Genomic DNA, 19,158 nt, shown 5'->3' with positions numbered 1-19,158 from the left:
AATTCGGCCGGCTGGCGTCTTTGCGCCAGCCGGTCCTTGCGACGCCGAGAGGCCAACGCCGGGTGAGGCCATGGGACTGAGCAGCGCTCTCAATACCGCTTTGATCGGGCTTGGCTACAACCAGCGCCAGCTCGATGTGACAGCGAGCAACATCGCCAATGCCGACACTGTCGGCTACACGCGCAAGTCGATCAGCGCCTCGGCGGCCTATGACGGCAACGGCCGGATCACCGGCCTCAATGTCGACAGCATGCGCCGATACCTGGATGTGGCGGTCCAGAGCCAGTACCGCACCTCGCTGGCGGAATACAACTACGCCTCGGTCTCGCAGCAATATCTGGCGCGGATCGACACCCTGTTCGGGACGATCGGCGATGCCGGCTCGCTGTCGAACTCCTACAATGCCTTCCTGGCATCGATGTCGAACCTTGTCTCGGGGCCGGAGGACTATTCCAACCGGCTCGAAGTCCTGCGCATGGCGGAGCAACTGGCGGGCAAGCTGAACTCGATGTCCAACGACATCCAGTCGATGCGGCAGGAGGTCGAGTATCAGATCGCCGACCAGGTCGACCGGGTCAATGCGCTTCTAGCGGACATTCAGCAGCTCGACCGCCAGATCGTCGCCTCCTCGCAGGACGGGTCTGCCCCCGTCGGCTTGATGGACAAGCGCGACACGATGCTGGAGGAACTTGCGGGATATATCGACATCACGGTCAAGCCGACGGAACAGGGCGGCGTCCGCATCCACATGGGTGGCGGCACGCTGCTCTACGATGTCGACGTGATGAAGCTGAAGTTCGATGCCCGCGGCAGCGTCAATTCCAACGCGCTCTATTCGATGGATGGCGACCTGCGGGGCGTTGGAACGCTGGTCCTGGAGAATTCCGAGGGCAGTCAGATCGACCTGCTTTCGACACGGACGTTGCGCAGCGGGTCGATTGCCGGCCTCATCAACATGCGCGACGAGGCGCTGGTGCATGCCCAGACCCAGCTCGACGAGATCGCCGCAGCCGTCGCCCGCGCCTTCTCCACGCACGAGCAGCAGGGAACGCCTCATATCGATGCCGGCGTTCAGACCGGCTACGAGGTCGATCTTGCCAACCTGCAGCCGGGCGACAGTCTCAGCTTCGAGTACAAGGATCTCGCCACCGGGCGAACCAAGTCGGTCACCATCTATCGCAGCGATGGTCCGACCCCGCCGGCCCTGACGGCAACCAACGATTCCAACGACATCTTCCTGGCTGTCGATTTCTCCAGCGGCGACTACACCACCATCGCCGCCAATATCCAGGCGGCCCTCGACGCCGATCCGCGGATCGGTGCGGGCACCTTCGCAGCCTCCGCTCCGGGCGGCTCGACCCTTCGGCTGGAAAGCACGGCACCGGGAAGCGTTCGTATCGAGCGGCTCAGCGCCCTGGAAACCGCCGGGAGTTCCTCGGCCTTTGGCGATGCGTTCTCGCTCTTCGTCGACGACAATGGCAGCGCGTTCACGGGGATTGCGGACGGGCGACCCAACACCACCGGCTTCGCCTCGCGCATCCGTGTGTCGCAGGAGATCCTGAACGACCCGGCGCTGCTCGTCGAGTATGCGCCCGGGGTCGCCACCGGCGATGCGACACGGCCGCAGGCGATCCTCGACAAGCTGAAGGGGACGTCGACGGCCTTCTCGCCGGGCACCCGGATCGGCGGCAGCAGCTCCGTCTTCAAGGGCTCCATCGCCGACTTCGTCACCGCCAGCGTCTCGCATCAAAGCGGGCGTTCCGCCCAGGCGAAAGCGGCTCTGGCCGGCCAGCAGGTGGTAACCCAGAACCTGAAGACACGTCTTGACGACAGTTCCAAGGTCGATGTCGACCAGGAACTGGCGCATCTCGTCACCCTGCAGAATGCCTATGCGGCCAATGCGCGGGTGATGCAGGTGGTGAGAGAACTCTTCGATATCCTGATGCGGAGCTAGCGAGAGCCATGGCGATCAATCCGTACAGCAACAGCTTCACGCTGCCTCGGCAGGTCAGTTACCTGACGGCCCTGCGCTCGCAGATGGATGACCTGCAGCGCCAGCTCGGCACCGGCCTCAAGGCGGAAACCTATGGCGGGCTGGGATCCGAGCGGGTGCTCAACCTGTCGATCCGCCAGCAGCTCTCGTCCGTCGGGGTCTATCGGCAGACCATCCAGATCGCCGGCTTGCGGCTGGATGCTCTCGACAAGACCAGCGGGCGCCTGGAGGCGATCCGCATCGAAGCCAAGGCCACGACAGATCGCAACAATTTCGAGCTGTTCTCCAACGGCCGCACCTCCAGCCAGACGTCGGCGGAGATCGCGTTGCGCGAGTTCATGGCGCATCTCAACACCGATGTGGGCGGCCGCTACCTGTTCTCCGGCAAGACGGCCGACACGCTGCCGGTACAGAGTCTCGACTTCATTCTCGCGGGCAACGGCAACTATGCCGGCTTGCAGACGGTGATCAGCGAGTACAATCAGGCGGATCTCGGTGCGCTCGGCAACGGGCGGACCACGACTGCGGTGGTCGGCAGCCAGGTGACCTTTGCCGAGGACGGTGACCACCCGTTCGGTTTCAAGATCGACAACGTCTCGTCCGGCCTCAGCAATGCCTCCGTCACACAGACGGCGGGACCGCCGGCGTCGCTGGAGGTCGACTTCACCGGACAGCCGGAACCCGGCGAGGGTATCCGGGTTTTCGTCAATCTGCCCGATGGGACACAGACGGAAATCACGATCGGCGTCCAGGGCGCATCCCAGGACCCGGAGTTCACCTTCCAGCGCGGGGCGACCCCCGCCGACACGGCGGAGAACTTCAAGGCCGCGCTGGACACTGCGTTGCAGACGCTGGCCGGCACGGAACTCAAGGCGGCTTCGACCATGCGTGCCTCCGATGCGTTCTTCGACACCGCGCCGAAGTCTCCGGTGCCGCCCGGCTACCTGCCGCAGGCGCGGGTGGTTCCGAATGCGGGCGACTTCGCGACGGCAACGTCCCTGCGCGACGGCACGCCCGATACGGTCGCCTGGTATGTCGGCGACAATTCCCCCGGCAGTCCGCGGGCGGACATGAAGGCGACGATCGACGAGAATCTGACGGTCGGGTACGGCGCCCGCGCCAACGAAGACGGCTATCGCCAGGTGGTGCAAGCTCTCGCGGCCTTTGTCGCCTCCGACTTCTCGCCGTCCCAGCCCGAGAACCAGCGCTTCTATCAGGCGATGGCCGATCGCTCCAACGCGGTGCTGACGCCGAGTGGCGCGGATGCGTCGGGCATCCGCAAGAACCATATGGAATTCGCGGCGGTCCAGCGGACGGTGGCGGATGCCAAGGAGCGGCACCGGGTCGAAGAGGGCGCGCTCCAGTTGATCGTCGACGGGATCGAAGGGGTCAATCGGGAGGAGGTGGCAGCCAAGCTCCTGACCTTGCGGACCAATCTGGAAGTGAGCTACCAGGCAACCAGCATCATGCTGCAACTGTCGCTGTCGAAGTACCTGTAACGGGACCGCCGGCTGATCGGGTCGGCGGCGCTTTTCTGGGGCGTCGCTTCAACCTACCTGCAGAAACCCCGGCGAACACGGTTCGCCGGGGTTTCTGCTCGTGGCCTGACGTCTGATACCAACTGTCGGTGTGCTTGGCTCTAGTCAAGCCCGTGCGGCGCCTGAGCAATTTCAAGGCGCGATGGGTCAGCATCTCGGCGCCTTGGTCCGATGCGGGCCATACGGCCACCCGCCTGCCCAGTACGAAAAACGCCGGCCCAAGGCCGGCGTTCGAAGGGATCTTGCAAAGGCGGCGCCGGTCAGGTGCCGCGCAGGCCCTGGGCGATGTTCCGGTTGATCTGGATCAGCGTCGTCAGCCGCTCCGGGCTCGGATTTGTCATCACATCGAGCGTGTGCTTGAGGATGAAGGCGCCGAGCGAACCGAGATTCTGTTTGATCTCCAGCGGCATCGGGTTGTCGTTGCTCGTCACCGAGGTCGCCAGGATCGTCCAGAGACGGCGGTTGTAGGACAGCGCCTCGTCCAGAGAGACGGGGCCGCCCTCGGTGCCCCAGTCATCCTTGACCGCCTGAAGCCTGGCTGCCGCCTTGAGAAGCAGCGTGGCTTCCAGTTCGCGCGGGCTCACGGTCGATTGCGTCGTCTGCTGATATGCTGCGGTGGCCAGATTGTGCATGTGCGATCAGTTCCCGTTCGTACTCGACCAGTTCCTTCGCCCGTCGCAAGGCAGCGTAGAGAGAACCGGTTAAGATCTCATTGTTGACGGCGTCGATCAGGCCGATGGTGCTCGGTGCCGCCTGAATGAAGTCGTTCACCAGGTCGAAATAGACCTTCCTGTGTCGCTCGATATCCTGGTTGAGATACATGAGCTGCACAGCAAGATAGATCCGTTTGGCGGGGGTGTTTGCCGTTTCCGCCGTATAGATGTCTTTCTCGCGAAGGATCGGTTCGCTGCCCTCGATGAAGATATGCGTCCGGTGATCCCCGTTCGTGATCACGGTGGACCCGACGATAAACCTTTCCCTTGGCCGCAGTTCGATCTTCAGTGCCATGTTCGAATACTCGCACAACGAAGTGATTCAGGCAAGATTTTAAGGTGTCCTGAAGCAAAAAAGGCGGCGGGAATCCCGCCGCCAGGAAATGTTTGCCTAGTATTTACCTTAGAAGAGACGCAGCACGGCCTGGTCGGCCTGCGAGGACAGCGACAGCGCCGTGGTAGACAACTGCTGGCGGGTCTGCAGGGCGAGGAGGTTGGCACCTTCCTCGTTGGTGTCGGCCAGCACCAGATTGTCGGCGCCGGTCTGCAGGGTGTTGATCGAGGCCTTGGTGAAGTCCTTGCGGATCTGCACCGTGGACAGGCTGGAGCCGAACTTGGATCCGGCCTCGCGCAGGGTGATCAGCGCCTTGGAGAGCTCGTCGAGAGCCTGGTTCGCCTCAGTGTCGTTGAGGCTGACGGTCTTGGTGATGTTGAGGCCCGAGGAGGTGAGGTTCTCACCCTGGATGATCAGCTCCGACTTGCTGGCGGCATCGCGCTTCTCGTTGAAGGCGACGGTGAGCTTCGAAGACGAGGAGTTGATCAGGTTGATGCCGTTGAACGAGGTGTCCTGCGCGAGCTTGTCGATCTCGCTGAGGATGCCGTTGAACTGCGACACCAGCTTCTGGCGGGTGGTCGAGTTCGACGCCGGATTGGCCTGGGTGGTGATCGAGAAGCTGTCGGCATCACCGGCGGTGGCGCCATTGGTGAAGGTCACCTGGGTCTCGCCCGGATCCGTGTAGTCACCGTCGGCCGGGCTGGACAGATCGATCGAGGTGTTGGTGCCGAAGCCGAGCGAGGCGGCCAGCGAGGTCTGCTGGGTGGTCGCGGTCGAGCCGTCGCCACCGACGTCGACGATCGACAGGTTGATCGTCTCGGCGTCCGAACCGGTGATCTTGAACTTGCCGGCATCGGTGACCTCTGCGGTGGCAACGCCGGAGGCGTTGATCACGTCGAGGACGTCCTGAACGGTCGACACCACGCCCGAACCGTCCACCTTCTGCGTCGTGCCGACGGTGACCTGGATCTGGGAGACCACACCATTCGTGGTGTTGGTGGTCTGCAGGGTGATCGTGTCGCCGTTGGAGAAGCCGAGGTTGGACAGGGTCTGGCGGCGCGCCTGGTCCTGGATCGATTCGCCCGAGATCGGGGTCAGGCCGTTGGTCGAGATCGAGGAGGAGCTTTCCACCACGGTGCCGGAGCCGGCGGAGCCATCCTGCAGCGCCTGGCGGGCGGTCGACTGGGCGCTCTGCACCAGCTTGGTGATGGCGGTGATACCGTTGTCGGCGGCCTCGATCGTCTTGATCGCGTTGCCGATACCGTCGAGCAGGTTGGTCAGGTCCTTGGCGCGGGCCGACAGCGACTGCGAGGTGAAGAAATTGGTCGGGTTGTCGAGGGCCGAGTTGACCTTCTTGCCGGTGGCAAGGCGGTTCTGGGTGGTGGCCATCATGTCGGCGGTGCTCTGCAGCGTCAGCAGGTTCTGGCGTACACCGGCGGAGAGAGTGATGTCGGACATTCGGAAATCCTTTCGCGCCGCCCTTGTCCCGGGCGCATCTCATTCTGAGAACGCGTTAATAATTGAGCTGAAATTCCTAACGACAGGTTAACCATGTCGCAAATCGCGACCGGCGCTTTAGAAATTTGAAAGAAACCCAAAAGGAAAGGGCGGCGGGTCGAAACCCGCCGCCCTTCGAGAGCGTTTTGCGCCTTTCGGCGAGCTGCGTTCTTAGAAGAGACGCAGCACGGCCTGGTCGGCCTGCGAGGACAGCGACAGCGCCGTGGTGGACAACTGCTGGCGGGTCTGCAGGGCGAGGAGGTTGGCGCCTTCCTCGTTGGTGTCGGCCAGCACCAGGTTGTCGGCACCGGTCTGCAGGGTGTTGATCGAGGCCTTGGTGTAGTCCTTGCGGATCTGCACCGTGGACAGGCTGGAGCCGAACTTGGATCCGGCCTCACGCAGGGTGATCAGCGCCTTGGAGAGCTCGTCGAGGGCGTTGTTGGCCTCGGTGTCGTTGAGGCTGGTCGTCTTGGTGAGGTTGAGGCCCGAGGAGGTCAGATCCTCGCCCTGGATGATCAGCTCCGACTTGCTGGCGGCATCGCGCTTCTCGTTGAAGGCGACGGTGAGCTTCGCGGACGAGGAGTTGATCAGGTTGATGCCGTTGAACGAGGTGTCCTGCGCGAGCTTGTCGATCTCACCGAGGATGCCGTTGAACTGCGACACCAGCTTCTGGCGGGTGGTCGAGTTCGACGCCGGATTGGCCTGGGTGGTGATCGAGAAGCTGTCGGCATCACCGGCGGTGGCGCCATTGGTGAAGGTCACCTGGGTCTCGCCCGGATCCGTATAGTCACCGTCGGCCGGGCTGGACAGATCGATCGAGGTGTTGGTGCCGAAGCCGAGCGAGGCGGCCAGCGAGGTCTGCTGGGTGGTCGCGGTCGAGCCGTCGCCGCCGACGTCGACGATCGACAGGTTGATCGTCTCGGCGTCCGAACCGGTGATCTTGAACTTGCCGGCATCGGTGACCTCTGCGGTGGCAACGCCGGAGGCGTTGATCACGTCGAGGACGTCCTGAACGGTCGACACCACGCCCGAACCGTCCACCTTCTGCGTCGTGCCGACCTCGATCTGGATCTGGGCCACCGCACCGTTCGTGGTGTTGGTGGTCTGCAGGGTGATCGTGTCGCCGTTGGAGAAGCCGAGGTTGGACAGGGTCTGGCGGCGCGCCTGGTCCTGGATCGATTCGCCCGAGATCGGGGTCAGGCCGTTGGTCGAGATCGAGGAGGAGCTTTCCACCACGGTGCCGGAGCCGGCGGAGCCATCCTGCAGCGCCTGGCGGGCGGTCGACTGGGCGCTCTGCACCAGCTTGGTGATGGCGGTGATACCGTTGTCGGCGGCCTCGATCGTCTTGATCGCGTTGCCGATACCGTCGAGCAGGTTGGTCAGGTCCTTGGCGCGGGCCGACAGCGACTGCGAGGTGAAGAAATTGGTCGGGTTGTCGAGGGCCGAGTTGACCTTCTTGCCGGTGGCAAGGCGGTTCTGGGTGGTGGCCATCATGTCGGCGGTGCTCTGCAGCGTCAGCAGGTTCTGGCGCACACCGGCGGAGAGAGTGATGTCGGACATTCGGAAATCCTTTCTGGCTGCCCAAATTTACGCATGGCCTCGTCCTGAGGCTCGCAGCCAAATTGACCCGGAAACGCTAAATTAAGGTTAACGAGACCTGGCTCGAAATCCGAATTCGCATGCAATTACAGATGGTTTGTTAACCATATCGAAAGGGGCGCGAAAAAGGGCGGCGAGTCGAGACCCGCCGCCCTTCGAGAGCGTTTTGCGCCTTTCGGCGAGCTGCGTCTTAGAGGAGACGCAGCACGGCCTGGTCGGCCTGCGAGGACAGCGACAGCGCCGTGGTGGACAGCGACTGGCGGGTCTGCAGGGCGAGGAGGTTGGCACCTTCCTCGTTGGTGTCGGCCAGCACCAGGTTGTCGGCACCCGTCTGCAGGGTGTTGATCAGGTCCTTGGTGAAGTCCTTGCGGATCGTGACCGTGTTGAGGTTCGAGCCGAAGGTCGAGGCCGTCTCGCGCAGCGTCGTCAGGGCGTTGCTCAGCTTGTCGAGAGCCTGGTTGGCTTCCGTGTCGCTGAGGCTCGACACCTTGGACAGGTTGAGACCCGAGGAGGTCAGGTCCTTGCCCTGGATGGTCAACTCCGACTTGCCGGCCGCGTCGCGCTTCTCGTTGAAGGAGACGGTGAGCTTCGAGGTCGACGAGTTGATCAGGTTGGTGCCGTTGAAGGAGGTGTCCTGCGCGAGCTTGTCGATCTCACCGAGGATGCCGTTGAACTGCGACACCAGCTTCTGGCGGGTGGTCGAGTTCGCAGCCGGGTTGGCCTGGGTGGTGATCGAGAAGCTGTCGGCATCACCGGCGCTGGCGCCATTGGTGAAGGTCACCTGGGTCTCGCCCGGATCCGTGTAGTCGCCGTCGGCCGGGCTGGACAGATCGATCGAGGTGTTGGTGCCGAAGCCGAGCGAGGCGGCCAGCGAGGTCTGCTGGGTGGTCGCGGTCGAGCCGTCGCCGCCGACGTCGACGATCGACAGGCTCAGGGTGTCGGTGTCCGAACCGGAAATCTTGAGCTTGCCGGCATCGGTGACCTCTGCGGTGGCAACGCCGGAGGCGTTGATCACGTCGAGGACGTCCTGAACGGTCGAGACCGCGCCCGAACCGTCCGCCTTCTGCGTCGTGCCGACGGTGACTTCGATCTGGGAGACCGCACCGGTCCTGGTATCGGTCGACTGCAGGGTGATCGTGTCGCCGTTGGAGAAGCCGAGGTTGGACAGGGTCTGGCGCTTGGCCTGGTCCTGGATCGATTCGCCCGCAACCGGCGTCAGGCCGTTGGTCGAGATCGAGGACGAGCTTTCCACCACGGTGCCGGAGCCGGCGGAACCAGCCTGCAGCGCCTGACGGGCGGTCGACTGGGCGCTTTCCACCAGCTTGGTGATGGCCTTGATACCGTTGTCGGCGGCTTCAAGGGTCTTCGTCGCGTTGGAGATGCCGTCGAGCAGGCTGGACAGCTCGTTGGCGCGCGAATTCAGATTCTGCGAGGTGAAGAAGTTGGTCGGGTTGTCGAGGGCCGAGTTGACCTTCTTGCCGGTGGCAAGACGGTTCTGGGTCTGGGCCATCATGTCGGCCGTCTTCTGCAGCGACAGAAGGTTCTGGCGCACGCCAGCGGAGAGAGTAACGCTCATTGGTGTACCTTTCTGGTAACAGGTCGAGCAACGCATCCTCGTTGCCAGGCGAAAGTACCCCGTCGTTCCGGAATCAAGTGTAAAAACAATTGGTTAACGTATCTTAGGGTAAACAGCCGGTTACCAGGTCCGCCGGAGGCTCGCATCCTGCGGCAGGAGCTTAAAACTGCTCGCCGAATCATCCCGAAACGGAGATACTGCGAAGGTGCTCGAACAGCCACCGCCGAGGATCCGGTGCCGTCCGCTGCCTCGCAGCGGTTAAGAAACTGCCGCCTGGCGGGGGTAAGGACAGTGAAACCCGCGAACGCGCCGGACCGGCCTGATCGGAACCCGCGTTTGCCGCGAGCCCGAAAAGATCGCGAGATGAGCCTCTTCACATTTGACAAGTGCACGGTGGTCGCCGAGATCGGCATCAATCACAATGGCAGTATCGACCTGGCGCTGGAGATGATCCGCGCCGCGCACCGTGTCGGCTGCGATGCGGTCAAGTTTCAGAAGCGCACCGTCGATGTCGTCTACTCCGCCGAGGAACTGTCGCGGCCGCGCAAGTCGCCCTTGGGCGAGACCAATGGCGACCTGAAGCGGGGGCTCGAATTCGGCCGGGCTGAGTATGAGCGGATTGCCGCGCTCTGCGCCGACCTGGGGATCGTCTGGTATGCCTCGCCCTGGGACGAGGCGGCGGTCGACTTTCTCGTGGCGCTGGACGTTCCCTATCTGAAGATCGCGTCGGCGTCGGTGACCGACCGGGAACTGCTTGTCCATGCCGCCCGCAGCGGGGTGCCGCTGCTGATCTCCACCGGCATGTGCAATCTGAAGATGGTCGAGGCGGCGGTCGAAGTCATCGAGGAGGCCGGCGGCCAGATCTCCTGCCTCTATCACTGCACCTCGACCTATCCGGCGCTTCCCGAGGAGATCAATCTCGCCGGCATCTCCACCCTGCGCGAGCGCTTTCCCCATCTCAAGATCGGCTATTCCGGACATGAGGAGGGCATCCTGCCGAGCATCCTGTCGATCGCCTTCGGCGCGGTGTCGGTGGAGCGCCACTTCACTCTCGACCGCACCATGTGGGGCTCCGACCAGTCGGCCTCCATCGACGTGGCGCAGATGAAGGAGATGATTGCCGGCATTCGCTTGGCCGAGAAGGTTCGCGGCGACGGCGTCATCGATATCTACGCCCGCGAGCGCCCCGTGATGGAGAAGCTGCGGCGCAAGGATACGCTGGCCGCGCTGTGACCGTCCCATCGTGACCCCCGCTCCGTGATCCCCGCCCGCATGCGCCCGCTCTCCGTCCTGCACCTGGCCTCCTTCGTCGGCAATCTCGGCGACAATGCCATGCATGACGGCGAATACCGGACGCGCGCCGCCGATCTTCCGGTTCCTCTGAACCATCGCCCCATCGAGGTGCGGGACTTCATCCACTGGCGCCGGCGCGCGTTTGACGGGGCGTTCGTGGACGAGGCAAACAGCGCGGATCTGGTTGTCATCGGCGGGTTCAGCCTGTTTCAGCTCTGGCGCGAGACCACCTCCTCCGGCACCTATCTGGATGCGGGCCCCGAGCTCTTTGCCGCGATCCGGCGGCCGATCGTGTTCCATGGCCTCGGCGTCGACGCGACGCGCGGCGTCAGTCCGGTGGCGATGGCACGGACGCGGGCGTTTCTCGACGATATGCTCGGCTTCGATCATTGCCGGTTCTCGCTGCGCAATGACGGGTCGAGCGACCTGATCCGCGATCATCTGGGCAGCGCTTATGCCGATGCCATGCCGGTGATCCCGGATGGCGGCCTGTTCGCCGAGCCGTCGCCCTGGGCCCATCCCGGCCTGCCGGAGGGGCAGCGCTTTGTCGCCGTCAACCTTGCCGGCGACATGCCGGACAAGCGCTATGCCGGAGACCGCGGCGAAGATCTGACCGACCGCTTCGCGGCCGGAATTGCCGCCGGGATAGAGACGTTGCTCGGCGCCGACGAGACGCTCACCTGTGTCTTCGTGCCCCATATCTACAGCGATTTCGGGCCGATCGGCGCGGTGCTCGCCGCGCTGGACGACAGGTTGCGGCGCGAGCGCATCGTCGTTGCCGCACTGGCGCAAGGGGAGGGCGGCTGGTCGGCCAGTTTCGACCTCTATCGTCGCGCCGCCGCCGTCATCGCCATGCGCTATCATGCGAACCTTGCCTCCATCGGTTTCGGCACGCCGGTCTTCGGCCTCTCCACACACCACAAGATCGCCGGCCAGTTCGGCGCGCTCGGGCTTGCAGACCGCTGTCATGCCTGGACCGCGGACAGCGATCTCGCGCCTCTTTTCGCCGATGTGGCGCGCGATCTTGCCGATCCCGCCGCAAGCGTCCGGCGCCTTGCGGAGGTGCGTGCCCGCGAGCGGCAGGTGCTCAGGACCCACCATGATGATCTCGCCGGCTGGCTGGCGGCGCGGGTGGAGGGGTTTGCGTGAGTTCGATCATCGACCGCTGCCTGGCACTCTACGGATCGGACGACTACTTCGTGCGCTACCCGGCGCGGGTGTCGGCGGACGAGTACTGGGACGACAAGCGCGATCCGGACGGCCGTCTGCGCGACATCGCCGCCGAGCGGGAGATGCGCAAGGCCGACCTTGCCTATATCGCCGAGGCGGTGAATGCGCGGACCCCCGGCCGGGTGGTCGATATCGGCTGCGGTCTCGGCGAGTTGCTCGAGCAGATCGACCCACGCCACGAGCGGATCGGCCTCGATCCGTCCGCAAAGGCGGTGGAGATGGCGGCGCAGCGCAGCGGCGCCGCTACCCTTCGCGGCGTGCTGGAGCCCGGCCGTTTCCAGCCTGCGTCCTGCGATGTGATCGTCGCCCATCATGTCATCGAGCATGTCGACGAGCCGGTTGCCTTCGTCCGGCTGGTGGCCGAGGCGCTGCGCACGGGCGGGCTTTTCGTGGTCGGCACGCCCAATTTCGCCAGCGCCGCGGCGCGCCTTTTCGGCGAGCGCTACCGCTTGCTCCACGATCCGACGCATGTCAGCCTCTTCACCGACGACTCGCTGATGCGACTGCTGCGGGACAGCGGCTTCCGCATCGCCTCGGTGGAGTATCCGTTCTTCGGCACGCGCTTTGCCACCCTTGAGGCCTTCGAGCGGATGCAGGACCCGGGAACGGGCGTGTCGCCCGCCTTCTGGGGCTCCTTCGTGACGGTTTTTGCGGAAAAGACATGATGATCTGTGATGCGATCGTGCTGGCGCGTGGCGGTTCGAAAGGGATCCCGCGCAAGAATGTCGTGCCGGTCTTCGGCAAGCCGTTGATTGCCTGGACCATCGAGGCGGCGCAGGCCGCAGGCTTCGTGCGCGACGTCGTCGTCTCGACCGACAGCGAGGAAATCGCGGAGACGGCAAGGGCTTACGGGGCGCGCGTGCCGGTGCTGCGGCCGGACGAATTCGCGACCGACACCTCGCCGGCGGAGGCCTCGCTGCGCCATGCGATCCAGCATATGTGCCGGGCGGACAAGCCGGATGCGATCCTGTTCCCGCAGGTCACTTCGCCGGTGCGGCGCAGGGACACGCTGGCCGATGCCTTCCGGCATTTCACGGACGGGGGCTACGACTCGCTCTTCTCCGCCAGGCTCATCCGCAACTACATCTGGCGCAACCTGCCCGAGCCGCAGCCGCTTTACGATCCGCACAACCGGCTGATGCGCCAGCAGATCCCGGCCGAGGACCGCTATTATCGCGAGACCGGCAACTTCTACCTGTTCCGCACGGACAGTTTCGAGCGGACCGGATGCCGGCTGACGGGACGTATCGGCTTCTGGGAGACCAGCGACGAGGAAGTCGTGGAAATCGACGAGCGCGACGACATCGCCGTTGCGGAACTGATGCTCGAGCGGCTTGAGCGCAATCTCGAGATCCATCCGATCCAGATGTGACGCCCGTCGGGGCGTCGCGCTACTTGCGCTCCGCCAGCCAGGCCTGCAGATCCGCCGCCAGCCGGGGCACGATGTCGGCCGCCGGCCGTTCCGGGTCGAGCCGCAGGTAGCGCGTCGCCGGGGCCCAGGGCGGGTTGTCCTGACCGAGCAGGATCGTGCCGGTCACCGGGCCGAAGCGCCAGGTCGGCACGCCGAGCGCGCCCGACATGTCGGCGACCGACGTATTGGCCGAGATGACGAGGTCCATGCAGGAGGTCAGCGCCGCCACGGTTTCCAGATCGTCGAAGAGGTCGAGATCGTCCCAGCGATGCAGGGTGAACGAGGCGCGCTCCGACAGTGCCGCGATCTCGGCGCTGCGGTCGGTATAGTCGAGCAGCACGAAGTCGACGCCGTCGGCGCCGAGCAGCGGCAGCAGGTCGGCAAGCTCCAGGTAGGAGCGCCCGCGCTGGCCGACGCGGTTGGCGCTGGTCCAGGACAGGCCGACTTTCGGCCGCGGCCCGCCGAGCGGTGGCCGCTCGCGCAGGGCGGCGACGCGGTCCGGATCGGCGGCGAGCGCCGCGCGCGTGCCGGGAAAGGCGGCGATGTCCGGCCGCAGCAGGGCGGGCAGCCCGCCAAAGGCGCATTGAACGTCGAAATCCTCACGCGGCCGCGCAAAGGCGTTCAGCCCCTCGTTGCTGCGCGGGCGTATCTCCACTTGCGGGAAATTGCGGGCCAGCAGCGGCACTAGTTTGGGGTGGCACTCGACGATCAGCCTCCCGGCCTGCGCGGCCAACTCCTCGAACATCGAGGCGGAGCGCAGCACGTCGCCGATGCCCTGGTCGTCCCAGATCATCAGGGTCTTGCCGGCAAGCGGCTCGCCCTGCCAGGTCGGGCGCGAGAAGCGGCGCTGGATCAGCCCCTTGAGGTTGGCTTCGACGCGGCGCTCGGCAAGCTTCCAGCCGCGCGCGAGATCGCCGCTGGCGAGGCAGGCGAGGCCGAGCGTCATCGCCGTCTCGTGGCGGGCGGGGTCGATGGCCAGCGCCCGCTCCAACTCCTCGACGGCCTCGCCAAAGCGGCCGAGATGGTAGAGCGTCTTGCCGCGCAACAGACGGGCATCGCTGCCGGCGACGCCGCCGAGGGCGAGCGCAAGGTCCGTTTCCACCAGTGCCTGGGCATAGGCGCCGATGCCCCAGAAGGCATTGGCAAGGCTCAGCCTGTAGGTGGCATCCGTCTCGGCATCGAAGGCTTCGGCGCGCTCCTGGAGCAGGGCGAGGGCCTCGCCGGCGCGATGCACCTGGTTCAGCGCGTCCGCAAGGCTGAGCAGCGCGATGCGGTGGGCGGGATCCGAGGACAGGACAAACTGGAAGACACGCACGGCGTCTTCATGCCGGGCGGCGAGGATCAGCGTCTGGCCGAACTCCACCAGCATATCGATGCGCTCGGGCGCTGCCCGCAGGGCCGCATCATAGGCGGCCAGCGCTTCCGGCAGGCGGCCGGCATTGCGCAACACCTGGGCCCGGCGATGGAGCAGGTCGGGATCGGTCGCCCCGCCGGCCTGCGTCTGTTCGGCCAGGGCCAGCAGGCGCGCGGTGTCGCCAAGCCGTTCCAGGCAGTCGAGCAGGTTGACCCGGTAGCGCGGCTCCGCAGGGGCGAGAGCCACCGCGCGTTCCAGAAGCGCCGCGGCCCGCTTCGGATAGCCCTGTTCCAGGAAGCACAGGCCGAGGAGGTTGGTCGCCTCGACGTTGGTCGGGTCCTGTTTGAGAATCTTCTCGTAGATCGGGCGGGCGCGCGCGGGCTTGCCGTCGCGCTGCAGCAGCAGCGCCTTGCGCATCTGGTCCAGGTGGCTCTGGGGAGAGGGCGGCATCCGCAGGGTCCGGGTCGAGGGTGAACGGAGCCCGGACTATAGCCGATTCGGAATCGGGTGGGGCGGAGCGGCCCGACCATGGCCCATGTCCCCGGCAAGGGCCCCGATGATCGCAATGTGGACGGGACGCGCCAACGGCACCCCGTCCGCGATCAGAGGCTGCGGCTGAACGCGAGGCCGGTCATGTCCTTCTGGGTGGTCTCGGCAAAGGCGCGGCGCAACCGCAGGAGGGATTCCTCCGGGATCTGCTGCACCACCTCGCCGGTGTCCATGTCGACGGCGCGGAAGACGATGGAGGCGGTGATCTTGTCGCGATATTCCTCGCGCTTGATGTTGCTCTCGGCCTTGGCGAAATCGTTCTCGGCAGCAGGGCGCGGGGCTGTCGTCTCGCTGGTCGGCTGGACGGACTTCTCGGGAGGCAGGTCCGTGGTCGCAGCCGGAGGCGATCCGGCCTCGGTCGGTCTGGGAGTTGCCGGCTGCGGCGTATAGGCCGCGGTCCTGATCGGTGTTGCTTCCATTGCCTTACTCCTTCACCGGACAGACCCGTGAAGGCCACGCGCCCGGGATCACTGTTGCTTTTCGACCATCACGTCTTTCGCTCGTTAACCCTTCGCGGGTCTTCCGATATGCAACTTCGCTCGTCGTGCTCAGGGAGAACGACTTGCAGAATATGGCAAGAAGCTTATCGGAAAACTGTGAATCCACTCTTAATGAAATCGTTAGGATTTGCGGCTGAACCGATCTGATCCCGATTCGTTCCAGTGTGGTTAACCGGGGAAGCGCAGAGGACGCAACGGCAATGCCGCCCGGCCTTGGGAGGCGGGCGGCGTCGAGACCTGTCTCTTTTGCGGTGAGTCGCTTGGCCCGGCCCGGAAACGGCCCTACAGCGCGCGGTTGACGGCGATGCCGTCGGCGAGAGCGGGGGCGCGCGGGGCGCTGCCTCCCGGGCCGTAGGTTGACGGTCCGCGGGTGCTGGCGGCGCTCTCCGCCACCTTGCGCAGCAGGGTGTCGGCAACCTCGCGAGCGGTCGCCAGCACCGCCAGGTTGATGCGCAGCACCGGCTGGAACTCGGCATGGCGGCGCTTCAGCCGGTCGACGGCTTCGGGCGCGAGATTGCCGAGCGCGACGGTCTGGTCGCGCACGAAGGTCATGCCGCGCATGTAGATGCTGACCAGCTTGGCCTTTTCCGGCTGCAGGTCGCCGGCCGCGTCCAGCTTGCCGAGGCGGACCAGTTCCGTCTCCCGCTCGATCACGGCCAGCAGGTCGCCCATGGCGGCCTCCAGGCGGATGCAGGTTGCCTCGGCGGCCTGGGGATCGGCAATGGCGCCGGAAAAGAATTCGGGGGCAATCTCGGCGAGTTGCTTGGTGTCGAGGCTCATTGTCCGGCCATCTCCTGAAGGGCAAGAAGTTCACGCTGGACCGCGTCGGCGATGCCGATGCCGCCGGCCTTTGCGATGGTGTTGGCGTATTGTTCGACCAGCATCCCGCTCCAGGCCTCGGAGCCGGTCTCGTTGCCCCAGGCGCCACCTTCCTCCAGGCCGGCGAACATCGTCTGGAACATCGTGTTGAGAAAGACCGCCTCGAACTGCTCGGCATTCTCGCGCATCACGGCGGCAGAATTTGCCGGGTCGGGCGTGGAGGTGCGCGACGCGAAGCGGCCCTGGGCCGAGGCGAGGACGGTGTCGATGCCGGGCAGGCTCATCACATCACCTCGATTTCGGCCTGCAGTGCCCCTGCCGCCTTGATCGCCTGGAGGATGGAGATCATGTCGCGGGGGCCGATGCCAAGGGCGTTGAGACCGTCGACGAGCTGCTGCAGCGTCACGGATTCGCGGACGACGGCGAGCTTGTTGTCGCTGGCATCGTCGACGAGGATGTCCGTCCGCGGTTCGACCGCAGTCTCGCCGTTGGCGAAGGGCAGGGGCTGCACCACTGTCGGGCTTTCGGCGACGGTGATGGTCAGGTTGCCCTGGGCGATGGCCACCGTCGAGACCTTGACGTTCTGCCCCATGACGATGATGCCGGAATTCTCGTCGATGACGATGCGGGCCGGCAGGTCGGGCTGGATGACCAGTTGCTCGATATCGGTCAGCAGGTCGACGATATTGCCGTTGAACTGGCGCGGCAGGTCGATGCGGACGGTCGCCGGGTCGAGCGGCTCGGCGGTCGGCAGGCCGATCAACTCGTTGACGGCGAGCGCCATGCGCCGGGCGGTGGTCAGGTCCGGATTGCGCAGGGCGAGCCGCAGGCTGGTGAGGGAGGCCAGCTTGAAGTCGATCTCGCGCTCCACCAGCGCGCCGTTGGCGATGCGGCCGGAGGTCGGCACGCCGCGAACGATGGAGGCGGCGTCGCCCTGGGCAGCGAAGCCGCCGATGGCCAGCGGCCCTTGCGCGATGGCGTAGACCTCGCCGTCGGCGCCCAGCAGCGGCGTCACCAGCAACGTGCCGCCCTGCAGGCTGTCGGCGTCGCCGAGGGCGCTGACCGAGACGTCGATGCGGGTGCCCTGGGTGGCGAAGGCCGGCAGGTTGGCGGTGACCATCACCGCGGCCACGTTCTGGGTGTTGAGGTTGAAGCCGCGGGTGTTGACGCCGAGGCGCTCCAGCATGGCTTCCAGGCTCTGGCGGGTGAACGGGGCATTGCGCAGGCTGTCGCCGGTGCCGCGCAGGCCGACCACGAGACCGTAGCCGATCAACTGGTTGTCGCGGATGCCTTCGAAGTCGGCGATGTCCTTGATCCGCGAGGCGGCGCTGGCGGGCCCCGCCAGCATCACCACGAGGGCGAGCGTCCACGCCATGCAGAGAACCTGCAGAATGGCAGTGAGGCGGGAGAAGAGGCCGATCAGGGTCATTCTGGTTTGACTCGATTGCGCAACGGGCGACGACGATGGTGTGTCCGCGTTCCGTTATGCGAGCAGCGTGCCAGAATTCGGTGTGGCGACTGAAATTCTCTAATCAATTGTTTTAAAAGCTAAATGTTGAAAACGGCAGGGGGCTCGGCCAAACTCCGTCCACGGATGCGACCTGTCGCTCGGCAGGAATTGCCGGGTCGTTAACGCTTCGTTTACCAACTCGGAAAATTGTGTAGTGTCGAAGTTGCCTCCAGCGGGATCCGGTTTTCGATGATGAGAATCTCAGGCTACACGCCCCTGACGGGCATCGCCGGACGCAACCAGAAGAAGCGCACCGACGGGTCCGGCAGCCAGTTCGACCTCGGCAGTTCGGGGCGGTCGGAAAGTGCCGCCTCCGCCGGTTCGGCCGGCGGCATTGCCGGCATCGATGCGCTGCTCGCGCTCCAGGAGGTGGACGATCCGTTGACCGGCCGGCGCCGGGCGATGGCGCGCGGCCACGACATGCTGGACATGCTGGAGGAGATCAAGGTCGACCTGCTCGCCGGGCGCATCTCCCCGGAGCGACTCACCCGGCTGGCCATGTTGCTGGAACGGCGGATCGACAGCGGCAATCCGGCGCTGGAGAAGGTGGTCGACGAGATCGAGCTTCGCGCGAAAGTGGAGCTGGCGAAGCTCGGACTCTACGGCACGTAAACCGCGGGCGGTGCCGCCGGAACAGGCCGGAGTTCTGCCAAAACCGCGGGCAGCCGGCTTAAGTCCATGAAATGCTTCACGGAAATTTGGCGCTATTTTCGACGTCGGCGACATTGTCCATCGGTCGCAGGATCGCTATATTCCGCGCGGCCTAACGGGAGCCGGAGTAGGACATGACGGTTGAGCTGGATGCCGAGTATCGTCCCAGCGAGGACGAGACTTTCATGAACGAGCGTCAGCGCGAGTATTTCCGGAACAAGCTTTTGCGGTGGAAGGAAGAGCTCCTCAAGGAAAGCCGCGAAACGCTCGCAAACCTCCAGGAGGAAAGCCAGAACCATCCTGACATCGCCGACCGGGCGTCTTCCGAGACCGACCGATCGATCGAACTGAGGGCCCGTGACCGTCAGCGCAAGCTGATCGCCAAGATCGACGCGGCCCTGGAGCGGATCGCCGACGGGTCCTACGGCTATTGTGTCGAGACGGGGGAGCCGATCTCCATCAAGCGGTTGGAGGCCCGCCCGATCGCCACCCTGTCGCTGGAGGCGCAGGAAGCGCACGAGCGCCGCGAGAAGGTGTATCGCGACGACTGACCGGTTCTCGGCCGGCACAGACAACCTTTCAGGCCCGGAT

The 19,158-nt window shown here is 65.1% G+C and carries 18 protein-coding genes; 8 read left to right on the top strand and 10 right to left on the bottom strand.

The window, feature by feature from the left end; genetic code table 11:
* The first annotated feature begins 70 nt into the window (after positions 1–70).
* Both flgK and P2PM1_RS18720 read left to right on the top strand, forming a co-directional pair.
* On the top strand, positions 71–1,954 hold the full coding sequence (gene flgK, locus P2PM1_RS18725) for a flagellar hook-associated protein FlgK (protein WP_186386140.1): 1,884 nt from the start codon (positions 71–73) through the stop codon (positions 1,952–1,954).
* Between the two features lie 8 nt (positions 1,955–1,962).
* Complete coding sequence (locus P2PM1_RS18720) at positions 1,963–3,492, top strand: flagellar protein (RefSeq protein ID WP_186400100.1); 1,530 nt, start codon at positions 1,963–1,965, stop codon at positions 3,490–3,492.
* Positions 3,493–3,791: 299 nt separating this feature from the next.
* On the opposite strand, the gene flaF is transcribed toward P2PM1_RS18720, so the two are convergent.
* The 5 genes from flaF to P2PM1_RS18695 form a co-directional block, all read right to left on the bottom strand.
* Entirely contained in the window at positions 3,792–4,115 is a 324-nt protein-coding gene (flaF, locus tag P2PM1_RS18715) for a flagellar biosynthesis regulator FlaF (protein ID WP_244292915.1), read from the bottom strand.
* Positions 4,045–4,539 (bottom strand): flagellar biosynthesis repressor FlbT, encoded by a 495-nt coding sequence (flbT, locus tag P2PM1_RS18710; protein WP_186400099.1) that lies wholly within the window; start codon positions 4,537–4,539, stop codon positions 4,045–4,047. Before flbT ends, flaF begins: the two co-directional genes overlap by 71 nt.
* Before the next feature lie 108 nt (positions 4,540–4,647).
* Entirely contained in the window at positions 4,648–6,036 is a 1,389-nt protein-coding gene (locus P2PM1_RS18705; protein ID WP_186400098.1) for a flagellin, read from the bottom strand.
* 210 nt (positions 6,037–6,246) lie between these two features.
* A complete protein-coding gene (locus P2PM1_RS18700; protein WP_186400097.1) occupies positions 6,247–7,635 on the bottom strand; it encodes a flagellin in 1,389 nt (462 codons plus the stop codon).
* 229 nt (positions 7,636–7,864) lie between these two features.
* Positions 7,865–9,250 (bottom strand): flagellin, encoded by a 1,386-nt coding sequence (locus P2PM1_RS18695; RefSeq protein WP_186400096.1) that lies wholly within the window; start codon positions 9,248–9,250, stop codon positions 7,865–7,867.
* 363 nt (positions 9,251–9,613) lie between these two features.
* Here P2PM1_RS18695 and P2PM1_RS18690 point away from each other — a divergent pair, with 363 nt between their 5' ends.
* From P2PM1_RS18690 to P2PM1_RS18675, 4 genes are read left to right on the top strand one after another with little or no spacing between them, the layout of a single operon-like run.
* Positions 9,614–10,483, top strand: coding sequence for an N-acetylneuraminate synthase family protein (locus tag P2PM1_RS18690; RefSeq protein WP_186400095.1), 870 nt, complete (start codon positions 9,614–9,616; stop codon positions 10,481–10,483).
* Positions 10,484–10,522: 39 nt separating this feature from the next.
* Positions 10,523–11,692 (top strand): polysaccharide pyruvyl transferase family protein, encoded by a 1,170-nt coding sequence (locus tag P2PM1_RS18685; protein WP_186400094.1) that lies wholly within the window; start codon positions 10,523–10,525, stop codon positions 11,690–11,692.
* Positions 11,689–12,438 (top strand): bifunctional 2-polyprenyl-6-hydroxyphenol methylase/3-demethylubiquinol 3-O-methyltransferase UbiG, encoded by a 750-nt coding sequence (locus tag P2PM1_RS18680; RefSeq protein WP_186400093.1) that lies wholly within the window; start codon positions 11,689–11,691, stop codon positions 12,436–12,438. The genes P2PM1_RS18685 and P2PM1_RS18680 overlap by 4 nt, the downstream gene beginning before the upstream one ends.
* On the top strand, positions 12,435–13,145 hold the full coding sequence (locus P2PM1_RS18675; RefSeq protein ID WP_186388524.1) for a cytidylyltransferase domain-containing protein: 711 nt from the start codon (positions 12,435–12,437) through the stop codon (positions 13,143–13,145). Before P2PM1_RS18680 ends, P2PM1_RS18675 begins: the two co-directional genes overlap by 4 nt.
* Positions 13,146–13,164: 19 nt before the next feature.
* On the opposite strand, the gene P2PM1_RS18670 is transcribed toward P2PM1_RS18675, so the two are convergent.
* The 5 genes from P2PM1_RS18670 to P2PM1_RS18650 all read right to left on the bottom strand — a co-directional run bounded on the left by P2PM1_RS18670 (position 13,165) and on the right by P2PM1_RS18650 (position 17,781).
* On the bottom strand, positions 13,165–14,988 hold the full coding sequence (locus tag P2PM1_RS18670; protein ID WP_186400092.1) for a tetratricopeptide repeat protein: 1,824 nt from the start codon (positions 14,986–14,988) through the stop codon (positions 13,165–13,167).
* Positions 14,989–15,140: 152 nt separating this feature from the next.
* Positions 15,141–15,506 carry a hypothetical protein gene (locus P2PM1_RS18665; RefSeq protein ID WP_186396868.1) on the bottom strand — a complete coding sequence of 122 codons (366 nt, stop codon included), beginning with the start codon at positions 15,504–15,506 and terminating at the stop codon, positions 15,141–15,143.
* 363 nt (positions 15,507–15,869) lie between these two features.
* Positions 15,870–16,367, bottom strand: coding sequence for a hypothetical protein (locus P2PM1_RS18660; protein ID WP_208985337.1), 498 nt, complete (start codon positions 16,365–16,367; stop codon positions 15,870–15,872).
* A complete protein-coding gene (locus P2PM1_RS18655; RefSeq protein WP_186388521.1) occupies positions 16,364–16,690 on the bottom strand; it encodes a rod-binding protein in 327 nt (108 codons plus the stop codon). The genes P2PM1_RS18660 and P2PM1_RS18655 overlap by 4 nt, the downstream gene beginning before the upstream one ends.
* Positions 16,690–17,781 carry a flagellar basal body P-ring protein FlgI gene (locus P2PM1_RS18650; RefSeq protein WP_244293119.1) on the bottom strand — a complete coding sequence of 364 codons (1,092 nt, stop codon included), beginning with the start codon at positions 17,779–17,781 and terminating at the stop codon, positions 16,690–16,692. Before P2PM1_RS18650 ends, P2PM1_RS18655 begins: the two co-directional genes overlap by 1 nt.
* Before the next feature lie 324 nt (positions 17,782–18,105).
* Between P2PM1_RS18650 and P2PM1_RS18645 the strand changes: the two genes are divergently transcribed.
* A complete protein-coding gene (locus P2PM1_RS18645; protein ID WP_208985336.1) occupies positions 18,106–18,528 on the top strand; it encodes a flagellar assembly protein FliX in 423 nt (140 codons plus the stop codon).
* Positions 18,529–18,701: 173 nt separating this feature from the next.
* Positions 18,702–19,118, top strand: a complete 417-nt coding sequence (dksA, locus tag P2PM1_RS18640) for an RNA polymerase-binding protein DksA (RefSeq protein ID WP_186388519.1) — start codon at positions 18,702–18,704, stop codon at positions 19,116–19,118.
* The last annotated feature ends 40 nt before the right edge of the window (positions 19,119–19,158 follow it).

It is taken from the genome of Stappia sp. P2PMeth1, from assembly GCF_900185735.1.
In the GTDB taxonomy this organism is placed as follows: Bacteria; Pseudomonadota; Alphaproteobacteria; order Rhizobiales; family Stappiaceae; genus Stappia.
The sequence above is the reverse complement of the archived record's forward strand: the minus strand, read 5'-3'. Positions and strand labels throughout refer to the sequence as shown.

Excerpts from the sequence above, each read along its gene's own strand:
- flgK (WP_186386140.1), top strand. The coding sequence starts at position 71 with ATGGGACTGAGCAGCGCTCTCAATACCGCTTTGATCGGGCTTGGCTAC.
- P2PM1_RS18720 (WP_186400100.1), top strand. The coding sequence starts at position 1,963 with ATGGCGATCAATCCGTACAGCAACAGCTTCACGCTGCCTCGGCAGGTC.
- flbT (WP_186400099.1), bottom strand. The coding sequence starts at position 4,539 with ATGGCACTGAAGATCGAACTGCGGCCAAGGGAAAGGTTTATCGTCGGG.
- P2PM1_RS18705 (WP_186400098.1), bottom strand. The coding sequence starts at position 6,036 with ATGTCCGACATCACTCTCTCCGCCGGTGTACGCCAGAACCTGCTGACG.
- P2PM1_RS18700 (WP_186400097.1), bottom strand. The coding sequence starts at position 7,635 with ATGTCCGACATCACTCTCTCCGCCGGTGTGCGCCAGAACCTGCTGACG.
- P2PM1_RS18695 (WP_186400096.1), bottom strand. The coding sequence starts at position 9,250 with ATGAGCGTTACTCTCTCCGCTGGCGTGCGCCAGAACCTTCTGTCGCTG.
- P2PM1_RS18690 (WP_186400095.1), top strand. The coding sequence starts at position 9,614 with ATGAGCCTCTTCACATTTGACAAGTGCACGGTGGTCGCCGAGATCGGC.
- P2PM1_RS18685 (WP_186400094.1), top strand. The coding sequence starts at position 10,523 with ATGCGCCCGCTCTCCGTCCTGCACCTGGCCTCCTTCGTCGGCAATCTC.
- P2PM1_RS18675 (WP_186388524.1), top strand. The coding sequence starts at position 12,435 with ATGATGATCTGTGATGCGATCGTGCTGGCGCGTGGCGGTTCGAAAGGG.
- P2PM1_RS18670 (WP_186400092.1), bottom strand. The coding sequence starts at position 14,988 with ATGCCGCCCTCTCCCCAGAGCCACCTGGACCAGATGCGCAAGGCGCTG.
- P2PM1_RS18665 (WP_186396868.1), bottom strand. The coding sequence starts at position 15,506 with ATGGAAGCAACACCGATCAGGACCGCGGCCTATACGCCGCAGCCGGCA.
- P2PM1_RS18660 (WP_208985337.1), bottom strand. The coding sequence starts at position 16,367 with ATGAGCCTCGACACCAAGCAACTCGCCGAGATTGCCCCCGAATTCTTT.
- P2PM1_RS18655 (WP_186388521.1), bottom strand. The coding sequence starts at position 16,690 with ATGAGCCTGCCCGGCATCGACACCGTCCTCGCCTCGGCCCAGGGCCGC.
- P2PM1_RS18650 (WP_244293119.1), bottom strand. The coding sequence starts at position 17,781 with ATGGCGTGGACGCTCGCCCTCGTGGTGATGCTGGCGGGGCCCGCCAGC.
- P2PM1_RS18645 (WP_208985336.1), top strand. The coding sequence starts at position 18,106 with ATGATGAGAATCTCAGGCTACACGCCCCTGACGGGCATCGCCGGACGC.
- dksA (WP_186388519.1), top strand. The coding sequence starts at position 18,702 with ATGACGGTTGAGCTGGATGCCGAGTATCGTCCCAGCGAGGACGAGACT.